This window comes from Kitasatospora sp. NPDC057500 (genome assembly GCF_042802195.1).
Taxonomy (GTDB): domain Bacteria; phylum Actinomycetota; class Actinomycetes; order Streptomycetales; family Streptomycetaceae; genus Kitasatospora.
The window spans coordinates 1-18636 of sequence record NZ_JBHVER010000163.1 but is presented as its reverse complement, the minus strand read 5'-3'; the positions used below and the strand labels follow the sequence as shown (position 1 = coordinate 18636).

Annotated in this window: 25 protein-coding genes; 11 read left to right on the top strand and 14 right to left on the bottom strand. The window is 71.7% G+C overall.

Going from position 1 to position 18636, the window contains the following annotated elements; all coding sequences use genetic code 11:
• Positions 1 to 212: 212 nt before the first annotated feature.
• Entirely contained in the window at positions 213 to 806 is a 594-nt protein-coding gene (locus ACFU74_RS27775; protein WP_380761523.1) for a hypothetical protein, read from the top strand.
• A gap of 98 nt (positions 807 to 904) precedes the next feature.
• On the opposite strand, the gene ACFU74_RS27770 is transcribed toward ACFU74_RS27775, so the two are convergent.
• Entirely contained in the window at positions 905 to 1879 is a 975-nt protein-coding gene (locus ACFU74_RS27770) for a hypothetical protein (protein WP_380761521.1), read from the bottom strand.
• Between the two features lie 509 nt (positions 1880 to 2388).
• Between ACFU74_RS27770 and ACFU74_RS27765 the strand changes: the two genes are divergently transcribed.
• The 4 genes from ACFU74_RS27765 to ACFU74_RS27750 all read left to right on the top strand — a co-directional run bounded on the left by ACFU74_RS27765 (position 2389) and on the right by ACFU74_RS27750 (position 4548).
• Complete coding sequence (locus ACFU74_RS27765; RefSeq protein WP_380761519.1) at positions 2389 to 2751, top strand: hypothetical protein; 363 nt, start codon at positions 2389 to 2391, stop codon at positions 2749 to 2751.
• Positions 2752 to 2853: 102 nt separating this feature from the next.
• Positions 2854 to 3204, top strand: a complete 351-nt coding sequence (locus ACFU74_RS27760) for a hypothetical protein (protein WP_380761517.1) — start codon at positions 2854 to 2856, stop codon at positions 3202 to 3204.
• 184 nt (positions 3205 to 3388) lie between these two features.
• Complete coding sequence (locus tag ACFU74_RS27755) at positions 3389 to 3889, top strand: RICIN domain-containing protein (protein WP_380761515.1); 501 nt, start codon at positions 3389 to 3391, stop codon at positions 3887 to 3889.
• Between the two features lie 152 nt (positions 3890 to 4041).
• The gene (locus tag ACFU74_RS27750; RefSeq protein ID WP_380761513.1) at positions 4042 to 4548 is read left to right on the top strand and encodes an RICIN domain-containing protein; all 507 of its coding nucleotides are present in this window, start codon (positions 4042 to 4044) and stop codon (positions 4546 to 4548) included.
• Between the two features lie 49 nt (positions 4549 to 4597).
• Here ACFU74_RS27750 and ACFU74_RS27745 read toward each other — a convergent pair whose 3' ends face one another.
• The 4 genes from ACFU74_RS27745 to ACFU74_RS27730 form a co-directional block, all read right to left on the bottom strand.
• Positions 4598 to 6496, bottom strand: coding sequence for a serine hydrolase (locus tag ACFU74_RS27745; protein ID WP_380761511.1), 1899 nt, complete (start codon positions 6494 to 6496; stop codon positions 4598 to 4600).
• A gap of 78 nt (positions 6497 to 6574) precedes the next feature.
• The gene (locus tag ACFU74_RS27740) at positions 6575 to 6811 is read right to left on the bottom strand and encodes a DUF397 domain-containing protein (RefSeq protein WP_380761509.1); all 237 of its coding nucleotides are present in this window, start codon (positions 6809 to 6811) and stop codon (positions 6575 to 6577) included.
• Between the two features lie 165 nt (positions 6812 to 6976).
• Positions 6977 to 7159 carry a DUF397 domain-containing protein gene (locus ACFU74_RS27735; RefSeq protein ID WP_380761507.1) on the bottom strand — a complete coding sequence of 61 codons (183 nt, stop codon included), beginning with the start codon at positions 7157 to 7159 and terminating at the stop codon, positions 6977 to 6979.
• The gene (locus tag ACFU74_RS27730) at positions 7156 to 8043 is read right to left on the bottom strand and encodes a Scr1 family TA system antitoxin-like transcriptional regulator (protein ID WP_380761505.1); all 888 of its coding nucleotides are present in this window, start codon (positions 8041 to 8043) and stop codon (positions 7156 to 7158) included. Before ACFU74_RS27730 ends, ACFU74_RS27735 begins: the two co-directional genes overlap by 4 nt.
• Positions 8044 to 8169: 126 nt before the next feature.
• Between ACFU74_RS27730 and ACFU74_RS27725 the strand changes: the two genes are divergently transcribed.
• From ACFU74_RS27725 to ACFU74_RS27715, 3 genes are all read left to right on the top strand, one after another.
• Entirely contained in the window at positions 8170 to 8682 is a 513-nt protein-coding gene (locus ACFU74_RS27725) for an ATP-binding protein (protein ID WP_380761503.1), read from the top strand.
• Entirely contained in the window at positions 8669 to 8851 is a 183-nt protein-coding gene (locus tag ACFU74_RS27720) for a hypothetical protein (RefSeq protein ID WP_380761502.1), read from the top strand. Before ACFU74_RS27725 ends, ACFU74_RS27720 begins: the two co-directional genes overlap by 14 nt.
• Before the next feature lie 176 nt (positions 8852 to 9027).
• Positions 9028 to 9453, top strand: a complete 426-nt coding sequence (locus tag ACFU74_RS27715; protein ID WP_380761500.1) for an I66 family serine proteinase inhibitor — start codon at positions 9028 to 9030, stop codon at positions 9451 to 9453.
• A 78-nt stretch (positions 9454 to 9531) separates the two neighbouring features.
• Here the strand turns inward: ACFU74_RS27715 and ACFU74_RS27710 are convergent, their stop codons facing one another.
• On the bottom strand, positions 9532 to 9999 hold the full coding sequence (locus ACFU74_RS27710) for a hypothetical protein (RefSeq protein ID WP_380761498.1): 468 nt from the start codon (positions 9997 to 9999) through the stop codon (positions 9532 to 9534).
• A gap of 134 nt (positions 10000 to 10133) precedes the next feature.
• A complete protein-coding gene (locus tag ACFU74_RS27705; RefSeq protein ID WP_380761496.1) occupies positions 10134 to 10523 on the bottom strand; it encodes a RidA family protein in 390 nt (129 codons plus the stop codon).
• 72 nt (positions 10524 to 10595) lie between these two features.
• On the opposite strand from ACFU74_RS27705, the gene ACFU74_RS27700 reads away from it, so the two are divergent.
• Positions 10596 to 11549 carry a LysR family transcriptional regulator gene (locus tag ACFU74_RS27700; protein WP_380761494.1) on the top strand — a complete coding sequence of 318 codons (954 nt, stop codon included), beginning with the start codon at positions 10596 to 10598 and terminating at the stop codon, positions 11547 to 11549.
• A gap of 37 nt (positions 11550 to 11586) precedes the next feature.
• On the opposite strand, the gene ACFU74_RS27695 is transcribed toward ACFU74_RS27700, so the two are convergent.
• From ACFU74_RS27695 to ACFU74_RS27670, 6 genes are all read right to left on the bottom strand, one after another.
• Positions 11587 to 12609: a hypothetical protein gene (locus ACFU74_RS27695; RefSeq protein ID WP_380761492.1), complete on the bottom strand. Its 1023-nt coding sequence runs from the start codon at positions 12607 to 12609 to the stop codon at positions 11587 to 11589.
• A 182-nt stretch (positions 12610 to 12791) separates the two neighbouring features.
• A complete protein-coding gene (locus tag ACFU74_RS27690; protein ID WP_380761490.1) occupies positions 12792 to 13328 on the bottom strand; it encodes a carboxymuconolactone decarboxylase family protein in 537 nt (178 codons plus the stop codon).
• Positions 13329 to 13432: 104 nt separating this feature from the next.
• The gene (locus tag ACFU74_RS27685; protein WP_380761525.1) at positions 13433 to 14374 is read right to left on the bottom strand and encodes an arsenic resistance protein; all 942 of its coding nucleotides are present in this window, start codon (positions 14372 to 14374) and stop codon (positions 13433 to 13435) included.
• A 131-nt stretch (positions 14375 to 14505) separates the two neighbouring features.
• Entirely contained in the window at positions 14506 to 15000 is a 495-nt protein-coding gene (locus ACFU74_RS27680) for a hypothetical protein (protein WP_380761488.1), read from the bottom strand.
• Positions 15001 to 15144: 144 nt separating this feature from the next.
• The gene (locus ACFU74_RS27675) at positions 15145 to 15558 is read right to left on the bottom strand and encodes a RidA family protein (protein WP_380761486.1); all 414 of its coding nucleotides are present in this window, start codon (positions 15556 to 15558) and stop codon (positions 15145 to 15147) included.
• Between the two features lie 7 nt (positions 15559 to 15565).
• Entirely contained in the window at positions 15566 to 16522 is a 957-nt protein-coding gene (locus ACFU74_RS27670) for a helix-turn-helix transcriptional regulator (protein WP_380761484.1), read from the bottom strand.
• 99 nt (positions 16523 to 16621) lie between these two features.
• On the opposite strand from ACFU74_RS27670, the gene ACFU74_RS27665 reads away from it, so the two are divergent.
• Positions 16622 to 17422 (top strand): NAD(P)H-dependent oxidoreductase, encoded by an 801-nt coding sequence (locus tag ACFU74_RS27665; protein WP_380761482.1) that lies wholly within the window; start codon positions 16622 to 16624, stop codon positions 17420 to 17422.
• Positions 17423 to 17525: 103 nt separating this feature from the next.
• On the top strand, positions 17526 to 18179 hold the full coding sequence (locus tag ACFU74_RS27660; RefSeq protein ID WP_380761480.1) for a GNAT family N-acetyltransferase: 654 nt from the start codon (positions 17526 to 17528) through the stop codon (positions 18177 to 18179).
• Here ACFU74_RS27660 and ACFU74_RS27655 read toward each other — a convergent pair.
• The gene (locus ACFU74_RS27655) at positions 18134 to 18571 is read right to left on the bottom strand and encodes a hypothetical protein (RefSeq protein WP_380761478.1); all 438 of its coding nucleotides are present in this window, start codon (positions 18569 to 18571) and stop codon (positions 18134 to 18136) included. The two genes, ACFU74_RS27660 and ACFU74_RS27655, sit on opposite strands and share 46 nt — an antisense overlap.
• Positions 18572 to 18636 lie beyond the last annotated feature (65 nt).

Here is an 18636-nt window from a genome sequence, read left to right as displayed (position 1 = left end):
CTTCGTGACGCCGGCCCCGGCGGTTCGCGTTCAGGCCCGGTGCGACCCGTTGCCGGTGATCGCCCGTGTTTTCGAGGATCGACGCCCCGAGGCCCACTCGTCCGTGTGACTTCCACTGCCCCCCGGAACCATCCGTGGAAGTCCGGTTCCCGGACGGCAAGGATCGCCGACGAACCGGGCACCGACCACACCGAACGCCGAGGGGTACGCCCATGTGGAAGTCACTGCTGCTGCACCGATCGCTGCGACGCACGGCGGTCGCCGCGGCCGGCTGCCTCGCCCTGCTGGCGGGCACCGCCCCGGGGTCGTCGGCCCAGGACGCCGCGACCCGTGCCGCCGGTCACCGGCTCCCCGCGGACTTCGCCCACCCCACGGCGTCGAAGCGGGAAACCGTCTTCGACCCCGTCTACCTCGTCCAGGCCAACTCGGGCCGCGGGGCGACGTACGAGGTCTACGCCGGCTGGGACTACGCGCTGCTGACGAACCAGCCGGGCAACGGCACCGCCCTGGTCTTCACCCTGCACGCCGACGACCTCACCTACAGCATCGAGTCGACGTCCGCCAACTGGGGCGAGTACCGGACGTGGTGCCTCTACGGAACCGACGTCAGGCTGGAGAAGAGCAACTGCGGCACCCGCTGGCAGATCGAGGATCTGGGCGGCGACGAGTTCTACCTCAAGGTGGCGGACTCGAAGAAGAGGATCAAGACCAGCAAGCTGAAGGACCGCAAGCGGTGGCTGGCCGCCGAGGAGGAGATCTTCGTCGTCAACGAGGAGTTCGTCAGGTTCAAGCTCGTCCACCCCTGATTCCGGCCTCGTCGGCCGGACTTCGCGAAGGCGAGGAGGACGGCCGGACACCGAGGCCCCCTCCCGGAAGAGGGGGCCCACGGGGTCAGCGGCTCAACTCACTGGTGGCGGCCCGAGGCGGTGCGGCGGCGGGCGACGATGACGGCCGCGGCGCCGGCTGCGGTCAGGAGGGCGGCACCGGTGGTCAGCGCGATGGTCTGGGTGCCGGTGTCGGCGAGGCTTCCGCTGCCGGTCCCGGTCCGGGCGACGGGGGCGGCGGCAGGGGAGCTTGCGGTGCCGCTCGGGGCAGCAGCGGCGGCAGTGGTGGCAGCCGTGGTGGCGCTGGTGGTGGCCCCGGTGGCGGTGCTGGACGGGCGGGTGGTCGTCGGGCTGCCACTGGGGCTGGTGGAGGCCGTGGCCGTCGCCGTGGCGGTCGGGGTGCGCGTGCCGGTCGGGGTCGGCGTGGTGGTGGGCGTCGACGTGGCGGTGGGCGTGGCGGTGGGCGTGACGGTCGGGGTGGAGGTCGCGGTGGCGGTCGCGGTGGGCGTCGCCGTGGCAGTGGGCGTCGCCGTAGCGGTGGCCGTCGGCGTGGGCGTGGCGGTCGGGGTCGGCGCGCTGACCTGCGTGCTGGTGGTGTCGGTGCCGATCGACTGTTCGAGGATGTTAACGGCCTCGGCCCGGGCGGTGACGGTCCCGCCCGCGGTGGGGACGACGGTGAGGGTGATCGACACCGGAGTGCTGGCCGTCGCCAGGTGGTGGCAGTTACCGGACGAACCGGCGGTGAAGTCGCACCACCAGTCTTCGTCCGAGGTCTGTGCGGAGGTCACGGTGGCTGCGGCGCCGGACAGGGCGATGTTGACCAGGGGGGCCTTGGACCTGGGGTCGGGGTTGGTGTTGGGGAGGTCGACGGTGACGGTGTAGGGCGTGTTCACCGGGACCGGGCCGACCGGGCCGGCGATGCGGACGGCGGCGTCGGCGTGGGCGGTGCCCGCGAAGGCCAGCAGGCCGAACGCGGTGGTGGCCCCTGCGATCAGGAGCGGCAGGCCGCGCCTGTTGCGGCGGGGCGGTATCGCGGTGACAGTCGAACGGGACATGGGTGACATGGGTGAGGCGTGTCCTCCGGACAGGGGCGCCGTGTCACGGCGCAGCAGGGACGGATGCTCGTGCTGACTGCTGGTCAGGTACGGGAACCCACGGCGCGCGGACCCTCACCCTGGTGGCATGCGGTCGGCCTCGTGACCGGGCCGCCCCCGCCGATGTGGTCATCGCACCAAGGGATCGTCTGCACAACGTGTGCTTCCGGCTCCCGATCCTGCCATAACATCCACAAACGGACTCACGCTTCCTCAGATCCGGTGAAGCGGACATGACCTGACGCCCGCGCGAACGTGAGCCCTTCACACAGCAAGCAGGCATCGCGCCGAGCCGGCCACCCGCCGGGAGCCTTCCATATGTTCGTACACAATCCCCTGTCCGGGTGGACATGCGAACCGTTCGGCGGCGAGGGGACGGCGCATGGGTACCGGTTCCCCGGGCCCCGCCCGAAGCATCGGCCGCGGGTCGCCCCTCCGGAACGCAACGACCCACTCCAAGGAGATGAGCTGTGAAGCTCAGGTTCTTCGCACTGGCACTGGCGGGCGCCGCCTTGTCGACGATGGTGACCACCGCCCCGGCGGTCGCCGACAGCCACACCCGCTTCTACGCCTACGAGGACCCCCAGAACCCGACCCGGACCAAGACGATCGACGTCGTCCCCGCCGATGCGGTCAACCCGCAGTCGTCCCAACAGAAGGTCGGCAGCTGCAAGGCCGTCACCATCGGCCGTGACGTCTACAACGAGACCGGCAACACCATCCAGCTCTTCGCCACCAACGACTGCTCCGGCACTGCCACGGGCCAGCTCCCGGACGGCACGGAGATCACCGACCTCAGCGGCATCCACTCGGTGAAGGTCCTGCCCAACTGACCGCCCGCCGTGTGCCCGGCTTCGCGCTGCCGCGAAGCCGGGCCCGCCATTCGCCCGCCGTCGGCAGGGAAGCCCCTTCCATCCCATCCCCCAGGAGCGCCCGTGGGACGCAGGACACTCGTTCTGGCCGCTGCCGCCATCGCGTGGTGGGCCGGCACCACCGTTCCGACGGCCGCCGACAGCCACACCCGCTTCTACGTCTACGAGGACCCCCAGCAGCCGACCCGGACCAGGACGGTCGATGTCGTCACCAGGATCAGCGACCCCTCGCAGCACAAGGTCGGCGACTGCAAGAACGTGTGGATGGGCCGTGACTTCTACAACGAGACCGGTCACACCGTCCTGCTCTTCCGACAGCCCGGCGCCACGGGAGACCCCGATCTCCAACTCCTGGACGGGGAAGAGATCGTCAACACCACGGGCTTCCAGTCCGTGTGCGTGCTGAACAGCTGACCCCGCCCCGGACCACCCGAGGTCGATCGCCGAGATCCAGCAGGCGGGTGGGGGGCGATCCCACACGGCAGGCGGCCGTCGCAGACGACACGCGGCCGGGGCTTCCCGAGCCGGGTGATAGGCGTTCCACCGCCCCAGGTGCAGAGTGTGTACACCATCCATTGGGCCCACCAGGGGAGCGGAGTTGTTCAGGAGCAAGAGGATCCCGACCGTCGCGGCAATCACCCTGGCCCTTGCGGGAGCGACAATCCCCGACGGCCAGGCGAACGAATTCCAGAAGGTCCGCTTTCGCAACGCGGCGTCGGGCTGGTGGATCTATTCCTTCTACCCCCAGGGCCCCGTCAAGGTGACTTCGGGATTCAACCAGCCTTCGGAGAACTGGGATCTCGTCCCCGCCACAGGAGGGGCATACCTCATTCGAAATGAAAAACATCAGAACTGTATGCAGGCACCCCTGGAGGCCGAGGAGCCCGCCACCCTGGCACCGTGCAACCCCTATGTGCCGACCCAGGAGTGGCGGCTGATCTCGGCGGGTGACAAGTTCGTCATCAACGAGGCCGCGGACCACAATTACGTACTGGAAGGCGGAGTGGGCGAAACATGCTCCTCCCCTACCGAGAACTGCATGGTGAAAAGAGTGCGGACCGATCACCCGCGCCAGCTCTGGGAGATTGTCCCCCTGTGATTCCCAGCCGCCTCCCTTGCACCGATCGAGCTAATCCGCACCGCGCGTCGACTCCATTGGAATGATCAGGCGTTGCCAGGACCCGACCTCGATGATCTTCTGTCAATCGTGGCCGAACAGTCCCGGCCACGAATTCCACAGAGGAGAAGATCTTGCTCAGCATCAAGAAGGCCGCAGCCGTGGCGGCGGCCCTCGTCGCCGGTGGCACCCTGGCCGCCGCCGGTCCCGCCTCGGCCGGTGAGGTCCGCCAGGGCCGGGTGGTTCAGAACGTCCGGTTCTACAACGAGGTCGTGAACGAGGCGCTGGACGCCGACGGCAGCAACAGGTCGACCAACGTCATCACGTGGCCGGCCAACGGCTCCAAGTACCAGGACTGGAACCTGATCTCCACCGACCGGGGCTACCTCATCGAGAGCGTGGGGAAGCCGGGCCAGTGTCTCCAGTCGCCGCGGAACACCGCCAGCCCCGTCGTCCTGGCGCCGTGCAACACCGCCGTCCCGACCCAGCACTGGCAGCTCGACCGGGTTGGTGACCGGTACGTCATCGCCGAGGCGAGGGACGAGGGCCTGGTGATCCAGGCCATCGAGAGCAAGAGCAGCGTGCTGGCGGAGGTGGCGAACGGCGACCCGCGCCAGGCCTGGGACATCACGCCCTCCTGACCCGGCACCCCGCTTCACGACCGGGCGAAGTCGGCGCACGTCAAGGGTTTCAGCGGAACGTGGAGAGGACGGGCCAGTCGGTGATCACGCTGCCCAGCCGCCACATCAGGTCATCGAGTTCCCCGTGCATCTCCGGCAGGCGGGAGAAGTCGCGGGCGTTGACGAGCACGGCCCAGCAGCGGTCGTCGACAGTGCCGACCATGAGGGCCATGCTGCCCGGCAGGTCACCGTCGTGCCACCGGCTTCCCCCGTCGGAGATCTGCCAGCCCTTGGCGTAGGTGACCGGTGTGCCAGTCGGGTCGTGGGCCGTCGTGCGGGTGTACATCGTGGCGAGAGAGCCGGGCGAGAGGATGTTCCCGACCTCCGGGAAGCCGTCGACGTGCACCAGGAAGCGGACCAGGGCCTCCGCGGTCGCCAGCCAGCCGCCGTGCGCATCCATCCGGGAGACGCGGAAGTCGTACGGGCCCACGGAACCACCGGCACGCTCGGTGTAGACGACTTCACCGGGGCGCCGGTCGCCGAGCGTGTCGCCGGCCAGGTACATGTCCGTGATGCCGCACGGTTGCAGCACCAGTTCACGGACGGCCTGTTCGTACGTCTGGCCGGTGACGGCCTCGATGACCCGGCCCAGCACGCAGTAGCCGAAGTTGAGGTACTCGTACGTCTGGCCCGGCGGGTGGGCGAGCGGCGCATTGGGAGACCCGTCGGGCCGTCGCCCGAGCATCCAGTCGATCAACTGGTTCCGACTCAACGTGAGATGGTTGAACATCGGGTCGTTCGGAACGTTCACCCACCCACTCGTGTGCTCCAGCAGATGCTGGACCGTGATTCCCAGAACGTCGCCCGGATACGGCTGGGTTCCGAAGGTGGTCCCCAGTCGCGCGCCCGGCCCGAACACCAGGTCCCCCAGTGCCAGTCGGCCGCTCTCGATGAGCCGGAAGGCCGCGACGGCGGTCAGTGGCTTGGACAGGCTCGCCATGCGGAACAGGGAGGTGGGGCGGACGAGTTCGGTCGATCCCGGGTCGACCACGCCGAACCCGCGGGACAGGCCCAGGCGGCCGTGCTCGGCCCGCGCCACCGCCGCGCCCGGGACCTGGTACTTGACCATGAACGGCTTCATCATGTCGTCCAGCAGGGCTTCTTCCGCGGCGGTGAGATACGTCTTGCGCCAGATCCCGGCGCACCTGGTCAGCGGATCACCCTGCAAGGTGTAGGCACGCATCCGCGCCGGCCGGAAGCCTCGGGACATGAGGCCGTCGTGCTGCACCTGCAGATCGCCGAACGACAGCCCGACCCGTACCTCGCTGTTCACGACGTCGCCGCGCTGCCAGATCGCGGTGTACCGGGCCTCGTGGAACACGTCGTAGCCGGTCAGCGCCGTCAGGACATAGCCCGCCGGCTCCCAGTCGCGACGCCGCAGCTCCAGCAGGCTCTCCGACATGTTGTGCTCGACGAGCCGTTCGGCGGGCGCGCCGGGCCGCCACAGCGCCGCGAAGGAGGGCCGGCCGTCGGGTGACGGATAGGCCGCCACGTCGTACGGCAGGAATCCGTTCCCGGCGAGCTCGTTGGTCACCGCCTGGAACTCGAAGACGTCCAGACCGTGCCGACCGATGATCGGGGGGACGGGGCCGGCTGTGGCCCACAACGAGGTGAACCGGGGGCCCTCCCCGACGTCGTAGGCGCTCACGGTGAGTGGGGTGTATCCCTGCGGAAGCAGGTCGTTGAACAGCGCGCTGTAGGCATCGCCCGTCAGCGCAGGCAGGATCCGCCAGATGTACGGCACTGGAGACTGCTCCCAGATGGATGCGTGCAGCTCAACGCCGTTCTGGGCGTATGTCGTCACATCCAGCGGGTGAAAACCTTGCGCTCGCAGCAGCGTGCTCTCCCCCTCGTGCTCTGCCAGTGACAGACCACGGAGCACCCTGAGCGCTGGAACTAGCTCCGCCACACCCTCACGCTACGGCCATCCTCCGCTGCCCGCCTCATGAGGAGCAGCCGGGTGGAGGCCGCACGCGAGACCCGGAGGTCAGACGGACCGGGCGAATTCGAGGAAGGACTGCCAGGCGGTCGGGGAGAACGTGAGGTGCGGGCCGGACTTGTCCTTGGAGTCACGGACGAGGACGGCGGACGTCGTCTCGGCGACCTCGACGCAGTTGCCTCCCTCGTCGCCGCTGTGGCTGCTCTTGCGCCAGGCGATCTCGACGCAAGCACCGCCCTCGTTGCCGCTGTAGCTGCTCTTGAACCACACCAGTTCGCTGCTCATGGCTCTCCCTGAAGTAAGGGTGCTGTAGCGCGCGTTCAGGATACGGAGCGGGGCTCCGGGAGGCCATGCCCACAACCCCTACAGCGAGAGAACGGGCCCCACACAGAAGGCGGCCGTCCACCGGTTGGTGGACGGCCGCTGCGTGCCGAGCGGGGAGACTGGTCGTCAGACCGACTGCGCAAACTCGACGAAGGCCTCCCAAGCCGCCGGCGAGAAGGTGAGGTGGGGGCCGGACGTGTCCTTCGAGTCACGCACCAGGACGGTCGACGTCGCTTCGGCGACCTCGACGCACTCACCGCCCTCGGCGCCGCTGTAGCTGCTCTTGAGCCACACCAAATCGCTGCTCATCGCTCTCCCAGAATCTTCTCGATCAACGACACGGACTCCTGTGGAGTGTGCGCCTGCGCCCTGAGGGTGCCGTATCGGGCGTTCATGATACGGACCTCCTCCTGCTCCGTGATCAGCCTACTGCTCGTCTGCACCTCGATATAGGCCATCTGCGGACGGCCCTTCGGAGTGATCAAGATGAACGGGCCATCCACACCAGCGTGCTCAGTACGGTCCATCGGGAGAACCTGAAGCACCATCCCCCTCGTGCTGCCGACCTCCAGCAGATGGCGCAACTGCGCCTCGTGGATGTCCCACCCACCCAACGGTCGACGCAGCACGCTCTCGTCGATCACCCAGCTGAACACCGCACGGGGCCACTTCAGGAGGACCTCCTGCCGCGCCATGCGAGCCGCAACGCGCGCCTCGATGACGTCCTCAGACAGGACTGGATGACGCATCGAGAAGACAGCACGCGCATGGGCCTCGGTCTGAAGCAGCCCCGGAACACCGTACAGGCTGACACAGTGGAGCTCCTCCGCCACGGACTCCATTCCCGCGTACCCCCGGAACCACTCGGGGTGCCGCACACGGGCCTTGGCCTTCGCCTTCTCGATGTCGTCCGCGACGACGAGCAACAGCCCGCCGGCGTCCAGGATCCTCTCCGCCGCCTCCAGCAGCTCCCGCTGCGGCGTCCGCTTACCCTGCTCCACCGCCCCGATCAGGCTCTCGGTGTACCCGACCTGCTTGGCGAACTCCTTCTGCGTCAGGCCCGCCCGCTCGCGCAGCAGCTTGATCTGCTTGCCGACCGCCCGCAGGAAGTCCGACACCTCGGACAGGTCCTCGTCGAGCTGCGGGCGAGCCACGTCGCCGCTGTCTCCGCCGGTTCCCTTAACTTCGGTCATGACGACCTCCCCATTTCCCGGTCACGGCCGACCGCCGTCACGTGACACTTTCCGCACACATACAGGCACTCACCGTGCCCACCGGATGCGTCGTCAGCCTAAGCCCGGGGGGGCAGGCTTTTCCCCATGAAGTCCGAAATCCCCCTCGACGAACCGGAGCCGCGCGCCCACACCGCGCTCCTCACCGCCACCCCCAAGGGGGCCGCGACCGGTCGTCGGATCGCCAGACAGCAGCTCACCGCCTGGGCCCTCAACTCCCTTTGGCCAGAGGCCTTTCACCACGCGCTGATCATCGTCGCGGAGCTGGCCGCGAACGCCTCCACGCACGGGCGCATGCCGGGGCGCGGGTTCGAGCTGCACCTCTCGCTCACCACCGCGCGCCGGGCGTGCACCACCGTGCTCCGGATCGAGGTCTCGGACTGCCGGGGCGACCGCCGGCCCGTGCTCCCCTCGATGGTCTGTCCGGCGGACTCCCAGTCGGGGCGGGGGCTCACCCTCGTCGACGCGCTCGCCGACCGCTGGGGCACGCTGCCCCGGGACCCCAACGCCAAGACGGTGTGGGCCGAACTCGACCTTCCCACCGCAGAGTTCAAGACGCCCGCCGACGACCCCTCCCCCACCGACGATGTCGCTGCCTGACCAGAACCCGCACGCCCAGCACAGCCCGGCCGCCGCCGCGGCCTACACCGTCCTCCCCTTCGCCCTCCTCCTTGCCCTGGTCGCCTGGATCTACCCCGTCCTCAAGCACCACCACGACCTCCACCGCCCGACCCCCACCGCCACGGCGACCGCGACCCCCAACCCCTGACCGCCACACGGGAAGTCGGCCCCGCCGACTTCCCGCTCCACCATCCGCCTCACTCGATCGAATGACGTTCCCGAACGCTCCTTGCCCGACCGATCCCACGCGCGATGGGGTGGGCGGGCGGGGCCCCTCATCGCCGGCGACCCCGGCGACCTCCACCAGCAAGAAGGACAGAGCCGATGAGCCTGGAATCCGGTCTCTACACGATCCACAACGGCGAGGACCCGGTCGGCCGCGCCCTTCACGAGACGCTGGACCTGTCCCCCAAGGCGGTCTTCAACAAGACGGACGACCGGAACGCCGTCTGGGTCGTCGAGGCGCTGCCCAGCGGCCGCTACAAGCTGTACGCCAAGGGCGCCCCGACCGCCGTCGGGAACAGCGCGCCCGCCGGGCCGGTGGTCGCCCTCCTCATCCAGCAGACGGACGCGGAGGAGTGGGAACTCGCCGCGGTCGACGAGGCCGAGGGGACGTACCGGGTGGTGTCCTCACAGGGGGCGGTGTGGCTCGTCACGGAGCCCGGCGAGCACGGGCCGATCCAGACCCTCCCCATCCCCGGCGGCGACGCGAACCCCACCGTGTTCACCTTCAGGAGGGTCGACCTGTAGCTCCCGGCCGGCCGTGGACCGGAGTGGGAAGTCGGACGGGCCGACTTCCCACTCCGGTGCCCGGACCGGCGGGCGGTCCTAGCGGTACCAGTTGCTCCAGTTCCCGTGCTCGTCGCGCTCCTTGTACCAGCTCCTGCCGTCCGTGCCGCGCACCTTCAGCTGCAGGTAGTCGCCGTCGTGGTCACTGATGACGGCGTCGGACGTGACCGCGCCGCCCAGCGAGACCACGGGGCTCTTGCCGGTTCGCGGGTCCATCCAGGTGGTCCAGATCGCGTGGTCCGGGCCGACGAAGAACGACTGGTAGGTGCCGTCGTCGAAGTGGTACATGGGGACGCTGAAGCCGTACCCCCCACCGCAGAGGAACGTCGTGCCGGGCCAGCCGATCCAGGCCTCGGCCGTGACCGCCGGCTTCTTGCACATGTAGTTCACCACGCTGTCCACCCGCGCGGCCTGGGCGGTGCCCGTCGTGGCGACCGCCGCCCCCGCCAGCGTGGCGGCGACCACGGCCGACGACGCGAGGGCCCTCCCGAACTTCTTCATCCCCATCACTGGCCTCCCGACCTCGGTGTCCGGCCGATCCCGGCCGCTCCTTGATCGTTTCCGGCGGCCCGACGGCACGTCATCGCCTACCGGCAGGTAACGACCGTCCGGCCAGGTCAGGATGCCCGGTCGACCTTCTGTCACTGCCCTCGACGGCGGGCGTCGACCTCGATCTCGATCCGCATCGCCGGGTCCGCCAGCCCGCACACCATCATCGTGGCCGCCGGGCGGACCTCCCCGAAGGCACGACGCAGCACCGGCCAGCAGGGCTCGAAGTCCGCGCGCTCGGGCAGCAGGTAGCGGACCCGGACGACGTCGGCGAGGGTGCAGCCGGCCTCGGCCAGGGCCGCGCCGATGTTGCGCAGGCACTGTTCGGCCTGCTCCACCACATCGTCGGAGATGGTCATGGCGGTGTAGTCGTAGCCGGTCGTGCCGGAGACGTGGACGCGGTCGCCGTCCACGACGGCGCGGGCGTAGCCGATCTGCTCCTCGAAGGTCGAACCGCTGAGAATGGCGCGTCGCTCTGTCATGCCGCGAACGCTAAGCGAGCTGCGGCGATACGTCTAATACCCGGAAAACCATCGCCTGATATCTCTAGGAATATGGAACGCCCCGAACTCCCGCTCCCCCAGTTGCACGCTTTCGCCGTGCTCGCCGAGGAACTCCACTTCGGTCACGCCGCAGCCCGTCTCGGTATCGCCCAGCCCCCGCTGAGCCAGCAGATAGCCCGCCTGGAGACGAAGGTCGGGCACCCGCTGTTCGTGCGCGAGCCGGGGCGGGTCGCGCTCACCCCGGCCGGGCGCGAGCTGCTGCCGGCGGCGCGGCGGGCGCTGGCCGGCCTCGCCGACGGGCTGGCCGCCGCCCGGGCGGTGGGCAGCGGGCGGGCGGGGCGGCTGCGGATCGCCTTCTCGGCCTCCCTGGCGCTGACCGTCCTGCCGGGGGTGCTCGGCACCTTCCGCGAGCGCTACCCGGGCGTCGACCTGGACCTGCGCGAGATGACCACCGCCCCGCAGCTCGACGCCCTGCGCGAGCGGACGATCGACGTCGGGCTGCTGCGCGAGCCCCCGGACGACGACGGCGGGGCGGGGCCGCTGGGCTTCCGGACGGTGCTCACCGAGCCGTTCGTCGCCGTGCTCCCGGCGGGGCACCCGCTGGCCGGCCGGCGGACGGTGGACGTGGCCGGGTTGGCGGACGAGCCGTTCGTGCTGCTGCCCCGGCCCGTCGGGCCACGGCTGTACGACCGGATCACGGAGCTGTGCGGGACGGCCGGGTTCGCGCCGAGGATCGTGCAGCACGCGGTGGAGTGGCAGACGGTGTGCGCGCTGGTCGGCGCGGGCCTCGGGGTGTCGCTGGCCCCGGCGGGCATCCGGCGTCTCAGGCTGCGGGAGGTCGCCTTCCGGCCCGTCGAACCGCGCTCCGCCCGCACCCGGGTCGCGGTCGCCTGGCGCCGGGAGGACCGCAGCCCCCTGGTGGCCAACCTGCTGGCGGCCGTCGGCGGGGGCGGGGAGGACCGTGCGGGCGGGGACGCCGGCCGGACGGAGCCGGGTGCGTCCTGAGCAGCCCGGCGGGAATGCCCCGCCGACCGCCCGGGGCCTACCCGGCGGCCGGGTGGTCGGTGGTGAGGGCCTTGACCATGCCGTCCGCCCTGGTCCGGCCGTACTCGTCCACCAGGGCGTCCTGGAACAGCTGCCACTGGTGCCTGATCTCCGCGGTCGCCTGCTCGATCACCTGCGTGAAGTTGCTCTTCCCCGGCGAGAACGGCAGCTGGGCCCGCCGGAAGCCGGTGCTGTCCTTGGCCAGGCCGATGCCGTTGCCCAGGTACTGGGAGCCCTTCTGGCCGTCCTGGTGGGTCACGCGCGGGGAGCCGTGCTCGCAGTCGTTGTTGCGGTCGCCCTGGGAGTCCTCGTCGTTGTGGTAGCAGCCGGTGATGAGGCGGGGGTCCAGTCTCTTGGAGAAGTCGGCGAGGACGTTGAGGCTGGACCAGTCCTTCCGGTAGGCGGCCATGTCGAAGATCGGCGCCGGCGCGAGCTGGGCGAGGCCGGGCGGGTTCAGGTGGCTGACGTTCTGGCCCTCGTCGTGCTTGTCGGCGTAGTTGCTGTGCGCGTAGAAGTCCTCGATCGCGTGCCAGGAGCGGCCCAGGCCGTCGAGGACCTCGCACTTCTTGAAGTCCGGCCCCTCGTCGAGCCTGCACTCCCGGTCCTCGACCTGGGCCCGCACCGGTGCTCCGGCCTCGTCCACCAGGCCGTCCGCCGCCGAGACGGCCCGGACGAAGTTGGTGTACGAGTACTGCGCGCAGTTCTGGAGTTCGCGGAAGGCCCGCATGCGGCTGCGCGGGTACGCCACACCGCCGTTGTCCGCGTCGGTCAGGTAGTCGGCGTTGTCGCAGTGCGCCTTGGAGTCGTCCCCCCAGGGCTTCTTGTCGCTGACGTTGACCGCGCGCGTGACCTGGTCGCGGGTGGCCTTCTCGAACGTCACGGCGTCCAGCGTCACCTTGGTGTGGTTGGCCGTGATGAACGCCTGCGCCGGACTGACGGTCGCCAGCAGCTGGAGGACGAGACAGCCGACGGTCGCGGGGCCGAGCAGCCGGCCGGGGAGGTGGTGGCGCAGGTTGTGCATGGTGGGGCCTCTCCATGGGGGTGTTTCCTCCAGTGGAAGGCCCCCGCGCCCGGGCGGGGAGGTGCTGGGCAGCCGATCGGTGGACCCTCCCGGCCGGGCTCCGCCCGAACGGGCGACTGCCGCGGGACACGCCGGGCCCCGGCCGGTCGCGGTGACCGGCCGGGGCCCGGGTGGTGCGGGGGTCAGCGCAGGTAGCCCTTGGCGGCGAGGCTCTCGCCGATCTCGTCGTAGACCGCGGGGTCGTCCGGCGTGATCGCGGCGAGGCCGTCGACGTAGCGGTTGTACATACAGAACGCGGCGGCGACCAGCACGGTGTCGTGGATGCTCTCGTCGTCGGCGCCCGCCGCGCGGGCGGCGGCGATGTGCTCCTCGGTGACGGCCAGGCCGCTGATCTGGACCTGGCCCGCGATCTCCAGCAGCGCGCGCATCCGGTCGCTGACCGGTGCGGTCGCCAGGTCGCGCTTGACGGCGTCGACCACGGTGTAGTCGCCCCCGCTCAGCGTGTGGGCGGCGGCCGCGCTGTGCGAGCCGGTGCAGTAGCGGGTCTCGTTGCGGGCGGAGACGTACGCGGCGATCAGCTCGCGCTCGCCCGCGGTGAGCGGGGACTCGCCGCGGAGCAGCTGTTCCGCGAGCTCACTGAGTGCGCGGCCCGAGGAGGGCTTGCTGTCCATCAGCCCCCGGATCCCGGGGCGCTGCTGGGGGACGGTGATGTGCGGCATGCGAATCGACCTCCGTGGCAGGTTACTTGTCGAACCGTGAGACGGTCGTCCCGTCCGTGCTGAACTGGTTCAGAAGCATATGGGCGATCGATCGGGTCGGAGTACTAATCGGCCGGAACCAGACGGGGGACGAGGCGGACGCAGGCGACCATGCCGAGCACCTCGACCAGGGTCTGCGCGACCACGACGGACGCCGCCACGGCGAGCGTGTCCGGCAGGGCGAGGGCGAGCGGGAGGACCACCAGGGAGTTGCGGGTCGCGCCGGTGAAGACGATCGCCCGGGCGGCACCGGTGCCGAGCCGGAAGAGGCGGGCGACGGCCTTCCCGGCGAACGCCATCACCACCAGGAACAGCACGTAGAAGGGGACGACGCCCGCGACGTCGGAGAGGCTGTCACCGAGCTCGGGGACCTGCGAGGCGACCACGGTCAGCAGGGTCGCGGCCATCAGCGGCACCATCGTGGTCGTCGCGGCGTCCGCGACCCGGCGGCCGGACGGGCCGCGCGCCGCCCAGGCCTGGAGCAGCCAGGCGAGGGCCAGCGGGACGGCGATCAGGGTGAGGAAGGCCCGTACGAACGGCCCGGCCTCGACGACGTCGGACAGCTCCGGGCCCAGGAACAGGTAGAGGAACACCGGGAGCAGCAGCATCTGCGCCACCAGCAGCAGCGGGGTGGCGGCGAGCAGGCGGCGGTTGGAGCCGCCCGCCAGGCCGGAGAAGACGATGACGTAGTCCACGCACGGGCAGAGCAGCACCAGCAGCACCCCGATGCGCACGGCCCGGTCGTCCGGCAGGAAGGTGAACATCGCGGCCACCACGAGGGGGACGACGGCGAAGTTCACCGTCAGCGCGGCGGCGAGGAAGCGGGTGTCGCGCAGTGAGCGCAGCAGTTCGGCGGCGGGCACCTGGAGGAAGGTGACGAACAGCAGCGCGCCGAGCACGGGGTTGACGGCGTGCTCCAGGCCGGGGCCCGCGCCGGGGGCCAGCACGCCCAGCAGGCCGCCGAGGGCCATCGCGGCGAGGTAGACCGCCACCTGGTGCCGTTCCATCAGCTCGACCGGGCCACCACTGCCCGGCGGTCCTTGCTGTGCCACTCCCGTTGCTCCCTCGCGCGCGTCGCCGGGCCGCCGCGGTGACGGACCGGCGTCCATCCTCGCAGGTCAGGTGGCTTCCCCGGGGCTCAGGAGCCGTCCTTGCAGGAGGCCTTGCGGCGCTTGTCGAACTCCTTGGCGGTGAGCACCTTGTACTCCCAGTCCCAGCCGCCGGCCGCCCACTTGCCGGCGGGCAGGGCGAGCAGCACGCCGCCGGGGACGGTCACGGTGAGCGCGCGGTCGCGGGCCACCTCGACGGTGTAGCGCTTGTCGGCGCTGACGCCGTCGACGAGTTGGCCGGAGGACGTCCAGCCGGGCGGGAGGGCGCCGAGGTCGACGCTCTCCGGCGCGTTCGCGGCGGAGCGGCCCTCGCGCGGGTGGACCTCCAGCTTCTCGGAGCCGGGGAAGACCTTGACGCGGACGGCGTGCAGGTGCTCGCCGGGGCACAGGCCGGTGCGGACGACCATCCGGCCGCCGTCCACGCGGACGGCGATCAGTTCCTCCTGCTCGGGCTGCGGGCCGCCGCAGCCGACCAACGCCACCACGGTCACCGCCACCACCGCTCCCGCCCCGTGCCGCCGCACTCCGCGCCTCCTCCGCACCCGCCCGTTCCGATCGCACTGATCCTGCCCCAAGGGCCTCCCCCGTCACACAGAGGGGACCCACCCGGGGCGCACAGGGGCGCGCAGAGGGGGTCGCAGGGGGCGCGGAGTGCAGCCGCGCGCCGGTCAGGGAGCCTCCGGGGCCCGGGAGAGCACCGCGTCGACCTCGATCTCGACGAGCCACTGCGGGTCGATGAAGCGGGACACCTCGACGAAGGTGGTGACCGGCCGGACGGCGGAGAAGCGCTCGCCGTGGGCACGGGCGGCCTCGCGCCAGGTGGTGACGTCGGTGAGCATGATCCGCGTCCGGACGACGTCGGACGGCTCCGCGCCCGCCTCCCTCAGCGCCGCCTCCGCGATGTCCAGGCAGCGGACGGTCTGGGTGTACACGTCGCCGACCCCGACCGTCGCGCCGTCGTCCCCGATCGGGGCCGTCCCGGCGACGGCGACGTGCGCGCCCTTGCGCACCGCCCGCGAGAATCCGATCCGCGGCTCCAGTGGGGAGCCCGAACCGACGTTGAGCCGCTCGTTGTCGTCCATCGCGCCATCATGGCAGCGGGCGGCGGGGCACGGGGGCGGGCACGGGCGCGGAGACGGGCGTGGGGACGGGCGCGGCGGTGCGGAGGAGCGCGGCGAGACGGGCCAGGGCCTCGGCGGCGCCGGCGTCCTCGCCCGGGGAGAAGGCGTGCAGGACGAGGCCCGTCTCGCCGGGGGCCGCGGGCACGTGCAGGGCCTCGAACTCCAGGGTGAGGGTGCCGGTGAGCGGGTGGTGCAGGCGCTTGCGGCCCGCCGCGCACATCACCACCTCCCCGGAGTCCCAGATCCGGCGGAACTCCGCGCTGTCGGCGCAGAGTTCGCTGATCAGCGCGGTCAGCCCGGCGTCGTCCGGCCAGGTGCCGGACGCCACCCGCAGCTGGCCGACCGCCTCGGCGGCGCGGGCCGGCCAGTCCGGGTGGACGGTCCGGGCGGCGGCGTCCTGGAAGAGGAAGCGGGCCTGGTTGCGGTCGCGGCGGTCCGGATCCCCGGCGCCGCCCAGGAGTTCGGCGCCCAGCGGGTTCCAGGCCACCACGTCGAGGCGGTGGTCGGTGACGAAGGCGGGCAGCGCCTCGCCCAGCGCGTCCAGCATCCGGCGCAGCACCGGGCCCACCCGGGGCGTGGGCAGCGGCACCCGGCGCCCGCAGGCCAGCGTGGTCAGGTGGCGGCGCTCGGCCTCGCCCAGGCCCAGGGTGCGGGCCAGCGCGTCCAGCACCTCGATGGACGGCTGGGTGGAGCGGCCCTGCTCCAGGCGGACGTAGTAGTCGACGCTGATGCCCGCCAGCTGCGCCAGTTCCTCGCGGCGCAGCCCGCGCACCCTCCGCCGGCCGCCGCCCGCCAGTCCCACCCGCTCGGGGGCGACCCGGCCGCGGCGGGCGCGCAGGAACTCGCCCAGGGCGTGCCGGGGGTCCACGGAACGGGCGGCGGGGTCCGCGGTTTCGGCCGGGCGGGCGGCGGCGGTGGTGTCCATGCGCTCCAGTATGGGTGGCCCTCGCAGTACCAGGACCGGGAGTCCACCGGAAGGGCAGGGACCTGGCTGCGGGGTCCGGCGCGGGCGAGGGTGGACGCCATGAGCAGCCACGCACCGCAGCAGCCGTCCGAGGGGCGCCCCCAGCGTGTCCTGATCGTCACCGCCCACCCCGAACCGCTCTCCCTCACCGCCGCGTTGGCGGACTTCGCCGTCGAGCGGCTGCGCTCCGCCGGGCACGAGGTGCGGGTCTCGGACCTGTACGCGATGAAGTGGCAGTCCGCCCTCGGCGCCGACGACTTCCCGGAGCACCCGGCCGACGCCCGCCTGGAGGTGCTCGCCGCCCAGGGCGAGGCCACCCGCACCGGGCGGCTCGCGGCCGAACTCGCCGCCGAGCAGGAGAAGCTGCGCTGGGCGGACGCGGTGGTGCTCCAGTTCCCGCTGTGGTGGTTCTCGGTGCCGGCGGTCCTCAAGGGCTGGATCGACCGGGTGCTCACCTTCGGGTTCGCGCACGGCCCGGCCGTCCCGCCGCCGTACAGCGAGGGCGCGCTCGGCGGCAAGCGGGCGCTGCTGGCGGTGAGCGTCGGCGCGCGCGAGTCCGCGTTCTCCGACCGGGGCGCGCACGGGCCGCTGGCGGACGTGCTGTTCCCGTTGCAGCACGGCGTGCTCTGGTTCACCGGGATGGCGGCGCTCGAACCGTTCGCCGCGTACGGGACGGTGGGCCTGGCGGAGGAAGGGTTCGAGGCCGTGGCGGAGGCGTACGGGCGGCGGCTGGACGGGCTGTTCACGGAGGAGCCGGTGCCGTTCCGGCGGCTGGACGGCGGCGACTACGGGCGGGACATGCGGCTGCGGGAGGGGCTGGAGCGGCCGGGGGCGAGCGGGCTGGAGCTGCACACGCGGTGAGGTGACGGCGGAGAAATCCGGTCGCCAACGGGTCCGCCGGTGGGCAGAGTTGCGCGAGTGGCCGTTGTGGTCCGCGTCCTGCCCGTCACCCGTTGGAGGCCTGATGTCCTTTCCGTTCGACGCCCCGGTGCTGGAGGGCGCGGTCGTGCGCCTGGAGCCGCTCGTCCCGGGGCACCGCGCGGGCCTCGAAGCGGCCGCCGAGGAGGAGCGCGGCACGTACGGCTTCACCGAGGTGCCGCGCGCCGAGGAGGTGACCGGCTACCTCGACGCCCACTTCGCGCGCGTCGAGGCGGGCCTGCTCGCGCCCTACGCCCAGGTGGAGCGCGCCACCGGGCGGGTCGTCGGCGTCACCGCGTACTGGAACCCGCGCCGCTGGCCGTCCGGCGAGGGGCTCGCCGGGGTCGAGATCGGCTGGACCTGGCTCGCCGCCTCCGCCCAGGGCACCGGGACCAACAGCGAGGCGAAGTACCTGCTCTTCCGGCACGCCTTCGAACAGTGGCGGGTCGCCCGCGTCGACCTCAAGACCGACGCCCGCAACGCCCGCTCCCGCGCCGCGCTGGCCGCCGTCGGCGCCACCTTCGAGGGCGTGCTGCGCAACTGGTCGCCGTCCTGGGCCCCCGGCGAGGCCGGGCGGCTGCGGGACTCGGCGATGTTCTCGGTCACCGCCGAGGAGTGGCCCGGGGCGCGGGCCCACCTGGAGCGGCGGATCGCTCAGAAGGCGGAGGCCAGGTCGAGCGCGTCGCTCAGCGAGGCGTAGCAGACGCAGAGCAGCAGCCAGCAGCCGAGTCCGGCGGTCGCGGCGGCGAGGACCCGGCCGAGCCGGCCGCGCTTCTCCCTGGGCCGGCGCAGCTGCCGCACACCGAGGACGGTCATCAGGACGGCGACGGCGCCGAGGGCGTAGGCGAGGGCGGGGCTCTGCCGGTGGGCGAGCAGGGCGAGGACGAAGGCGATGCCGAGGGAGGCGGTGGTCAGCAGCGCGAGCAGCGTGCCGAGGACCGCCTCCCCCACCATCTCCAGCACGAACTCGCCGATCGCCCGGAGGCAGCCGCGCACCGGGCCGTGCGGGGGGTCGGTCACGGGCGTCGGGTCGCCCGGCCGGTGGGCGGGCCCGGCCGTGCCGTCGGACGTGCCCGCGCTCTCGTCGCCCATCGCTCCCCCTCCCCCGTCGGCGCACGCTAGCACGAGGGGCCGCCGGGGCCCGCCGGCCCGTACGG